Annotated in this window: 8 protein-coding genes; 4 read left to right on the top strand and 4 right to left on the bottom strand. The window is 71.8% G+C overall.

Annotated elements, in window-relative coordinates; all coding sequences use genetic code 11:
* Positions 1 to 28: 28 nt before the first annotated feature.
* The 3 genes from VFZ39_RS07425 to VFZ39_RS07415 form a co-directional block, all read right to left on the bottom strand.
* Entirely contained in the window at positions 29 to 835 is an 807-nt protein-coding gene (locus tag VFZ39_RS07425; protein ID WP_330865099.1) for a hypothetical protein, read from the bottom strand.
* A 35-nt stretch (positions 836 to 870) separates the two neighbouring features.
* Positions 871 to 2505, bottom strand: a complete 1635-nt coding sequence (locus tag VFZ39_RS07420; protein WP_330865098.1) for an FAD-dependent oxidoreductase — start codon at positions 2503 to 2505, stop codon at positions 871 to 873.
* 86 nt (positions 2506 to 2591) lie between these two features.
* Positions 2592 to 3533, bottom strand: coding sequence for a DNA-3-methyladenine glycosylase family protein (locus VFZ39_RS07415; protein WP_330865097.1), 942 nt, complete (start codon positions 3531 to 3533; stop codon positions 2592 to 2594).
* Positions 3534 to 3604: 71 nt separating this feature from the next.
* On the opposite strand from VFZ39_RS07415, the gene VFZ39_RS07410 reads away from it, so the two are divergent.
* The 3 genes from VFZ39_RS07410 to VFZ39_RS07400 are packed head-to-tail and all read left to right on the top strand — an operon-like array spanning position 3605 to position 6760.
* Complete coding sequence (locus VFZ39_RS07410; RefSeq protein WP_330865096.1) at positions 3605 to 4477, top strand: tryptophan 2,3-dioxygenase; 873 nt, start codon at positions 3605 to 3607, stop codon at positions 4475 to 4477.
* Positions 4478 to 4507: 30 nt separating this feature from the next.
* On the top strand, positions 4508 to 6031 hold the full coding sequence (locus tag VFZ39_RS07405; RefSeq protein ID WP_330865095.1) for an ATP-dependent DNA ligase: 1524 nt from the start codon (positions 4508 to 4510) through the stop codon (positions 6029 to 6031).
* A 48-nt stretch (positions 6032 to 6079) separates the two neighbouring features.
* A complete protein-coding gene (locus tag VFZ39_RS07400) occupies positions 6080 to 6760 on the top strand; it encodes a TetR/AcrR family transcriptional regulator (protein WP_330865094.1) in 681 nt (226 codons plus the stop codon).
* Between the two features lie 27 nt (positions 6761 to 6787).
* Here VFZ39_RS07400 and VFZ39_RS07395 read toward each other — a convergent pair whose 3' ends face one another.
* A complete protein-coding gene (locus tag VFZ39_RS07395) occupies positions 6788 to 8083 on the bottom strand; it encodes an acetyl-CoA C-acetyltransferase (RefSeq protein WP_414690270.1) in 1296 nt (431 codons plus the stop codon).
* Between the two features lie 99 nt (positions 8084 to 8182).
* On the opposite strand from VFZ39_RS07395, the gene VFZ39_RS07390 reads away from it, so the two are divergent.
* A partial coding sequence (locus VFZ39_RS07390; RefSeq protein ID WP_330865092.1) for an SDR family NAD(P)-dependent oxidoreductase occupies positions 8183 to 8965 on the top strand: 783 nt, incomplete at its 3' end.

Below are 8965 nucleotides of genomic sequence, written 5' to 3'. Positions count from 1 at the left end.
CCTGCACAAGTGACGGCTCGCGGATGGGTCAGGTGGGGCGGCGGCCGCTGGCGGCGAGGATCCAGCCGGAGACCAGGGCGATCACGGCGAGGCCGGCGACGTAGCCGGCCGCGGTCGGGCTCGACCAGGTGAGGGCGTCGCCGTGGCGGAGCAGGGCGATGGCCTGGAACAGCACGAACGTCGCGCCGGTGAGCCCGAGCGGACGGATCGACGGGAGGCGGTCGATCAGTCGGGCGTGGGCGGCGGCCCAGCCGAGGCCGACCAGCCAGGCGCCGACCGCGCGACCGGTCAGCTCCGTGAGCGGCCACGGCCACAGCCGGGCGGCATCGAGCGGGAAGAGCAGCAGCGCCACCCCGAGGCCCAGCAGGACGACGGCGAGCAGGACCAGCAGCCACCGCAGCACCGGGTGGGGCCGCTCCCTCTCGACCCGGGCCGCCGTGGCACCACCGTGACGCGACTGCAGCCAGATGAGCGCGACCATCACGACCGGCACCACGAGGTACACCGCGAGCCAGCCGACGGTCACGCTCCGGGCGCTGCCCGGGTGCTCGGCGCCGAGGTGGAACTTGTCGAGGTGCACCAGCGTCACGACCAGCGTCAGGGTCGTGAAGACCAGTACCGTCCACACCCCCAGCCGGGCCCGGTCCCAGGTGGCGGACCTGGCACCGGCGATCTCGAGCACCGCGCTGGACCAGTAGGCGGCACCCAGGAACACCGCCGTCATGGGTACGTCGATCGTCCACGCGAACCAGTCGGCGGTCCGCAGCGGGAACAGGTACAGCTGGAGCCCGGCCAGGAACACGAGCACGGCGGCGACGAGGAGCAACCGGCGCATGCCCTGGCTCAGCGGCGCCGTTCGATCGGGCGCCCTCATCCGGGGTGCTCGGCCAGGTAGCCGTGGATCATCGCGATCACGGTGGCGCCGTCGCCGACCGCGGTGGCGACCCGTTTGATGGACCCGGCGCGGACGTCTCCGATCGCGAACACACCGCGCAGCGAGGTCTCCAGGTTCGGGGCCCGGACGAAGCCGGCCTCGTCGCGCTCCACCTCGTCCGGCAGCCACGACGTGCGGGGCACCGACCCGATGAGCACGAACAGACCGGTCGCCTCGAGCTCCTCGGCCGGCTCTCCGTCCGGACGTCCGACGCTGATCGCGGCGAGACAGCCGTCGACGGCACGTCCGCCGTGCACGGCCGTGCGGTAACGGATCGTGACATTGCGGGTCGCCTGGAGCTGTGCGATCAGGTACTCCGACATGCTCGCTGCCAGCGAGGGGCCGCGCACCAGCAGCGTGACCTTCTTGGCGTACTTCGCGAGGTGGAGCGCCGCCTGGCCCGCCGAATTGCCGCCGCCAACCACGCAGACCTGCTCCCCGGTCATGGACGGCGCCTCGGACACTGCGGCGCCGTAGAAGACGCCACGCCCCACCAGCTCCTCGAGCTCCGGTACGCCGAGCCGGCGGTAGTCCACGCCCGTGGCGACGACCACGGCCCGCGCACGCACGACACTGCCGTCGGAGAGGGTGACGGTGCGCAGATCGCCCTCGACGCCGAGACCGTTGACCTGTCGCATGAAGGAGTACTCGGTGCCGAAGCTCCACGCCTGCTGGAAGGACCGCGCGGCGAGGTGGGCGCCGCTGACTCCGCGGGAGAACCCGGGATAGTTGCGGATCAGCGAGCTGGTCCCGGCCTGGCCGCCGACGGCCTGCTGCTCGATGACGAGCGTCGACAGCCCCTCCGAGGAGGCGTAGACGGCGGCGGCGAGTCCGGAGGGGCCGGCACCGACGACCACGACGTCGTACAGGCTGTCGGCCGGCAGCGGCTCCATCAGGCCGAACGCGTCGCCGATCTCGAGATCGGTCGGGTTCACCAGCACGGTCGGCGGCGACGTGAAGGACAGCACGACCACCGGCAGGTCGGGGTCCTCCAGGCCGAGGCCGGAGAGGATCCGGTCGGTCGCCTCGGTCCCGACCTGGTGGAACGCGACCGGGACGTGGTTGCGCCCGAAGGAGTCGCGCAGCGAGTGGGTGCGCTCGTCGCGCTGCTCTCCGATCAGCCGGACAGCGGAGAATCCGACGCCCTGCGTGAGGTGCCAGTCATCGAGGGCATCGGTGATGCTGCCGTGGAACTCCTCGTCACGCTCCCGCTCCGGTCGAACCAGCAGCAGCTCGGCGTGCCCGTGCCCGATCGCGGAGAAGACGGTCGGTGCGCTCGCGAAGTCACCCCAGGTGACCACGACCGCGCGCTTGGCCGCCGGCTGCAGCTGGTAGGCACGACGCAGGAAGTCCAGACCCTCGCGGTCGTGCGGGCCGTAGTAGCCGATGATCATCGCGACCGGTCGCTCCCACCGGCGCAGTCCCTCCAGGATGGCGCGCGCGTGCGCGTAGTCAGCGCAGACCACGACCTCGTAGTCAGCGCCGTACCGTCGCCGCAGCTCCGATCCCAGCACCTCGCGCGAGGTCGGATCGGTGGTGGCCAGCAGCAGCACCGGAGCCGTCGCGTCCACGGTCGCCCCCCTCCCCTGGCGATCCCGACCGGAGCCACAAGATACCGGCGTGGCCCGGGACCGGCGAGCGGTTATCCCAGTGGGCGCTACTCCGGGAGGTGGGTGCGCGGCGCCATCCGCGGCCCGAGTCGCGGTCGGTGCAAGCCCGCCAGACCGACCAACGCCTGCACGCGATACCGGTGCGGGCGATAGGGCTCCAGGAACTCGCCGAGCTCGTCGTCGTCGAACGCGGTGCCCGTCAGCGCCCAGCCGATGTCCTTCGACACGTGGTAGTCGCCGAAGGACACGGCGTCCGGGTCGCCGAAGGCACGCTGGCGAACCTCCGCGCTGGTCCACACCCCGATGCCGGGCAGCGACCGGAGCGCCCGGCCGGCATCGGCGGGCGCCAGGGTCGCGGTCCGTTCGACGGCGTGCGCGACGCGGGCCACGGTGACCACGGCCTTCGAACGGGCCGGGTCGATGTGCAGCTTGAGCCACTCCCACGAGGGGATGTTGCGCAGCGTCTCCGCGTCGGGCTGCACCCAGACGCCGAGGTCGTGGCCGGGTCCGGGCGCTCGGTTGCCCCAGCGGTGCACCAGGTTCCGGAAGCCGGCGAACGCCTCCTGGCCGGTGACCTTCTGCTCGATGATCGACGGCACCAGCGCCTCCAGCACCAGACCGGTCCTGCCGACGCGCCAGTGGCGGTGGTGGCGCCACACGTCGGCGATGACCTGGTGCTTGGGCTCGAAACCGCTCGGGTCGTCGTCGGCGCCGAGCAGGGCAGGCACCGACTCCAGCGCCCAGTCCGCGCCCTCGCCCCAGGCCGCGGCGTACACACGCCCCTCCCTCGGGCGGGTCTCGACCATCAGCGTGGCCACGCCCTCGGGGGTCCGGATGCCGCGCCAGTGGCGGCCCTGGAAGTCGACCTTGTACGTGGGGTCGGAGCTGCCGCGCCGCTGCTGGCTCATGATCTCGTTGACCGGGACCGGCCAGTGCGGAACCCACAGCCGCGTGTTGCGGCTGAACTCCGGATCGGGCGGCGCGTTCACGCGCCGAGCGTAGGACAGCAGGAGCCGCGGTGGGTGCGACCCCCCGCGTGGTCCGGTACTAAGTTGGGTGGGTGCCCGACTCCTCCAGCTCCCCCGGCCCGGACCGTACGCGGAGTCTCGAGCCCGGTATCGAGACCGACTTCCGGCAGCAGATGTCCTACGGCGACTACCTGTGCCTCGACCGGCTGCTGTCGGCGCAGCGTCCGCAGAGCGACCCGCCGCAGCACGACGAGCTGCTGTTCATCATCCAGCACCAGACGTCCGAGCTCTGGCTCAAGCTGCTCGTCCACGAGCTGCGCTCGGCCCGCGAGCTGCTCGCCGCCGACGACCTCGCGCCCGCTCTCAAGCGGCTGGCCCGGATCAAGCACGTGCAGCGGGTGCTCACCGACCAGTGGTCGGTGCTGGCGACACTCACACCGAGCGAGTACGCCGAGATCCGGCCCTTCCTCGCGACCTCGTCCGGCTTCCAGTCGGCGCAGTACCGCGAGGTGGAGTTCCTGCTCGGCAACAAGGACGCCGAGATGGTGCGCGTCCACGGGCACGACCCTGCCGCCCAGGCCGAGCTCGCACAGCTCCTCGGCGAGCCGTCGCTCTACGACGAGTTCCTCCGCTACCTCGCCCGGCAGGGGTACGCCGTGCCGCCCGGCCTCCTCGACCGTGACTGGTCCGTGCGCCACACGCCGCACCCCGGGCTGGTCGAGGTCTTCGCGACCGTCTACGCGTCCCCGCACGAGCACTGGGGCGTCTACGAGACCTGTGAGGAGCTCGTCGACATCGAGGATCTCTTCCAGGAGTGGCGGTTCCGCCACCTGCAGGTCGTGCAGCGCACGATCGGCCACAAGACCGGCACCGGCGGCTCGTCGGGCGTCGACTTCCTCCGGCGCGCGCTCGACCTGACGTTCTTCCCCGAGCTGTATGACGTGCGCACCCAGATCGGCAGCTGAGCTGTCGGCCGTCGCGACTAGCCTGGCGTCGTGCTGATCGCCGAGCTGGTCGAGACATCCACGACCGTCGCCGCGACCCGGTCGCGCAAGGCGAAGACCGCCGCCCTTGCCACGGCGCTCGCCCGCGCCGACGCCGACGAGCTGCCGCTGGTCACGTCCTACCTGGCCGGCTCGCTGCTGCAGCGGCGTACCGGCCTCGGCTGGCGGGGGCTGAAGACGATGCCGGAGCCGGCGTCGGAACCCTCCCTCACCGTGCGCGAGGTCCACGAGGCCTTCGACCAGCTGGCCGGACTGGCCGGATCCGGGTCGCAGCAGGCTCGAGCGGCGGCCGTGGCGCAGCTGTTCGGCCGGGCGACCGAGGCCGAGCAGCGATGGTTGCGGGGACTGGTCACGGGCGAGGTCCGGCAGGGCGCCCTCGACGCCCTGGTGCAGGAGGCACTCGCGGCCGCGGCGAAGGTGCCGCTGCCCGCCGTCCGCCGCGCCGCGATGCTCGCGGGCTCGACGGTCGCGATCGCCCGGCCCGCGTTCGAGGGCGAGCAGGCACTGGCGGAGATCGGTCTCGAGGTGGGCCGTCCGGTGTCACCCATGCTCGCCTCGAGCGCTCCCGACCTCGAGGCTGCGATGGCCAAGGCAGGCCCCGACGGCGCGACCGTGTCGGTCGACACCAAGCTCGACGGGATCCGGATCCAGGTCCACCGCTCCGGCGACGACGTCGTGATCGCGACCCGGAGCCTCGACGACATCACCCACCGCCTGCCCGAGGTGGTCACGCTCGCGCGGTCGCTGCCCGCCGACCGTTTCGTGCTCGACGGCGAGGCTCTCGCCCTCGACGACGACGGTCGACCGCGGCCCTTCCAGGAGACCGCCTCACGCACGGCGATGGCCCTTCCGGATGGGCAGAGTGGGACACCGGTCACGGCGTACTTCTTCGACGTGCTGCACCTCGACGGCCGCGACCTGCTCGACGCGCCCGGCTCCGAGCGTCACGCCGTGCTCGCCGAGCTGGTGCCGCCGGAGTCGCTGGTCCCGCGGGTCGTGACCGACGATCTCGACACCGCCCAGAAGTTCACTGACGCCGCCCTGGCCGCCGGCCACGAGGGGGTGGTCGTCAAGAGTCTCGACGCGCCGTACGCCGCCGGACGGCGCGGTGCGAGCTGGGTGAAGGTCAAGCCGGTCCACACCCTCGACCTGGTCGTGCTGGCGGTCGAGTGGGGCTCCGGTCGCCGGAAGGGCTGGCTCTCCAACATCCACCTCGGTGCCCGGGACCCGGACCGCGACGGCTTCATCATGCTCGGCAAGACGTTCAAGGGGATGACCGACGAGATGCTCGCCTGGCAGACCGAGCGATTCCTCGAGCTGGAGACGGCGCGTGACGGCCACGTGGTCCACGTCCGGCCGGAGCAGGTGGTCGAGATCGCGTTCGACGGGCTGCAGCGCTCCACCCGCTACCCGGGCGGCTGGGCGCTCCGCTTCGCCCGGGTGGTGCGGTACCGCGACGACAAGACCGCGGCGGAGGCCGACACGATGGAGATCGTGCGGTCAATGGTCCGGTGACGAACTTGTCACAGCCGTGCCACACGGTGTTGCACTAATCTGTGCGGCATGACCAAGGTTCCGGAGACCGACGGCCGCCGGACCGCTGCGGCCGCGCGCCGGCGCAAGCGCGAGGCGGACATCATCAGCGCCGCGCGCACGTTGTTCGACCAGCACGGCGTCCGGGACGCCCAGGTCGACCAGGTCGCGCAGGCCGTCGGGATCAACCGCGCGATCGTCTACCGGCACTTCACCGGCAAGGAGGAGCTGTTCGCGCTCACGCTGGTGGAGTACCTCGATGAGCTCCGCGAGTCACTGATCGCCGCCGACGCAGCCGGTGACTCCCCGAGCGACCGGTTGTCGCGGATCACCGAGGCGTTCGTCGACTACGGCCTGAGCCACCCGGCGTTCGTCGACGTCGCCCAGACCCTGATGCGGCGCACCGGGCCCGAGCTGCTCGAGGAGATGTCGGAGTCGGCCGTCTTCCGCCTCGGCCGGGCGATCTCGAACTGCCTCGCGGTGCTCGAGGGCACGCTGCAGGCCGGCGTCGAGTCCGGCGAGTTCACGGTCAAGGACCCGACCCTGCTGGCCAACCTGCTCTACGCCAGCGGTCTCGGCGCCCTGCAGCTCGGGCGGGTCGGGATCCTCGTGAAGGAGTCGGCCCCCGGCGTCCCCGCCGTCGGTGAGATCTCCCCCGACCAGGTGCGCCGCCACCTCGTCACCAGCGCCCTGGCACTCGCCACCCGCTGACGCCGAGTCGTGTCCCGTGACGGTCGGTCACCTCTCGAGGATGGCGACGACCCCCTGGCCGCCGGCGGCGCAGATCGAGATCAGGCCGCGGCCGCTCTGCCCATCGGTACCGGCGGCCTGGTCGAGCAGCTTCGCGAGGGTCGCCACGATCCGGCCGCCGGTGGCGGCGAACGGGTGGCCGGCGGCCAGCGAGGAACCGTTGACGTTGAGCCGGGTGCGGTCGATCGAGCCCAACGGCGCATCGAGGCCGAGCCGCTCCTTGCAGAAGATCGGGTCCTCCCAGGCCTTCAGCGTCGCGAGCACCTGCGAGGCGAACGCCTCGTGGATCTCGTAGTAGTCGAAGTCCTGCAGCGACAGCCCTTCGCGCTGCAGCATCCGCGCCACGGCGTACGCCGGCGCCATCAACAACCCCTCGGCGCCGTGGACGTAGTCGACGGCCGCGGTCTCGTAGGCCGTGAGGTAGGCGAGCACCGGCAGGCCGCGCTCCTCAGCCCACTCCTCGGAGGCGAGCAGCACCACCGACGCGCCGTCGGTGAGCGGCGTCGAGTTGCCGGCGGTCATCGTGGCGGCCTCGCCCTTGCCGAAGACCGGCTTGAGCTTGGCGAGCTTCTCGACGGAGGAGTCCGGGCGGAGGTTGTTGTCGCGCTCGAGACCGCGGAACGGCGTGATCTGGTCGTCCAGGAACCCGGCGTCGTACGCCGCCGCGAGCCGCTGGTGCGACGCGGCGGCGAGCTCGTCCTGCTCCTCGCGCCCGATCTGCCACTCCACCGCCGTGAGCGCAGCGTGCTCACCCATCGAGAGCTTGGTCCGGGGCTCGCCGTTCTGCGGGATCTCGAGCCCGATGTCGGTGGGCCGGATCGCGCCGAGCGCCTTGAGGCGGCTCGCGGTGTCACGCGCCGCGTTGACCCGCATCAGCTTCTTGCGCAGCCGGTCGCTGATCGCGACCGGGGCGTCGGAGGTGGTGTCGGCGCCGCCGGCGATGCCGACCTCGATCTGGCCCAGCGCGATCTTGTTCGCGACCTGGATCGCCGCCTGCAGCCCGGTTCCGCAGGCCTGCTGGATGTCGGTCGCGGGGGTCTCGGCGGACAACTTGGAGCCGAGCACGGCCTCGCGGGTGAGGTTGAAGTCTCGGGCGTGCTTGAGGACCGCCCCGGCGACCACCTCGCCAAGTCGCTCACCGGCGAGTCCGTACCGCGCGACCAGGCCGTCGATCGCGGCGGTGAGCATCTCCTGGTTGGAGGCGTCGGCGTACGCGGTGTTGGAGCGGGCGAACGGGATCCGGTTGCCGCCGATCACGGCGACGCGACGAGTCGAGGTCTGCATGCGACCCATTGTGACCCGCGAGTAGCCTCAACCGAAACGGACTGAGTCGCAGGTCACGAACTGTGGACGCTGCGTGTCACAGGGAGTTACAACTTCGTCATGACCGATCGCTACCAAAGCCTCGTGCGCACCCCCGCCGGCCAGCTGCTGGTGAAGAACCTCGGGCTGCCGAACCCCACCCCCCTCAAGCGCTACGAGCCCGGCTCGCCGCTGGTCGAGGGCACCGTCGTCCTGGGCGGCAGCGGTCGACTCGCCGGGTCGTTGCCTGCAGTGCTCGACCAGCTCGGTATCGCCAGCACGACCGACCCCGACGCGTCCCAGAAGTACGCCGGACTGGTGTTCGACGCCACCGACCTCACCGAACCGGGGCGGCTCGGCGCGCTCCGTGACTTCTTCACCCCGCTGCTCCGCAGCCTGCAGACCTGCCCGCGCGTGGTCGTGCTGGGGACGCCTCCGGAGCAGGTGCAGGGCAGCGAGCGGGTCGCCCAGCGGGCGCTCGAGGGGTTCACCCGCTCCCTCGGCAAGGAGATCGGACGCGGCGGGACCGTGCAGCTCGCGTACGTCGCCACCGGCGCCGAGGACGCGGTCGCATCGACCCTCGCGTTCCTGCTCTCCCCCAAGTCCGCGTACGTGTCCGGCCAGGTGGTGCGGATCGGCACCCACGCCACGGCTGCCGGGGAGGTCGACGACGTACTGCTGCCGCTGGCCGGCCGGGTCGCCCTCGTCACCGGCGCGAGCCGCGGCATCGGCGAGCAGATCGCCAGGGTGCTGCACCGCGACGGCGCCACCGTGGTCGGCCTCGACGTGCCCCAGGCCGCCAGCGAGCTGCAGGCCCTGATGCGCGAGCTCGACGGCGAGCACCTGAGCCTCGACATCACCGCC

Origin of the sequence: Nocardioides sp. (assembly GCF_036374615.1) — a bacterium.
Classification (GTDB): Bacteria; Actinomycetota; Actinomycetes; order Propionibacteriales; family Nocardioidaceae; genus Nocardioides.
Note: the sequence above shows the minus strand (reverse complement) of the source record. Positions and strands in the feature narration are given on the sequence as shown.

What these genes read in the sequence shown, in the direction of transcription:
- VFZ39_RS07425 (WP_330865099.1), bottom strand. Translation starts at nt 835, where the DNA reads ATGCGCCGGTTGCTCCTCGTCGCCGCCGTGCTCGTGTTCCTGGCCGGG.
- VFZ39_RS07400 (WP_330865094.1), top strand. Translation starts at nt 6,080, where the DNA reads ATGACCAAGGTTCCGGAGACCGACGGCCGCCGGACCGCTGCGGCCGCG.
- VFZ39_RS07395 (WP_414690270.1), bottom strand. Translation starts at nt 8,083, where the DNA reads ATGCAGACCTCGACTCGTCGCGTCGCCGTGATCGGCGGCAACCGGATC.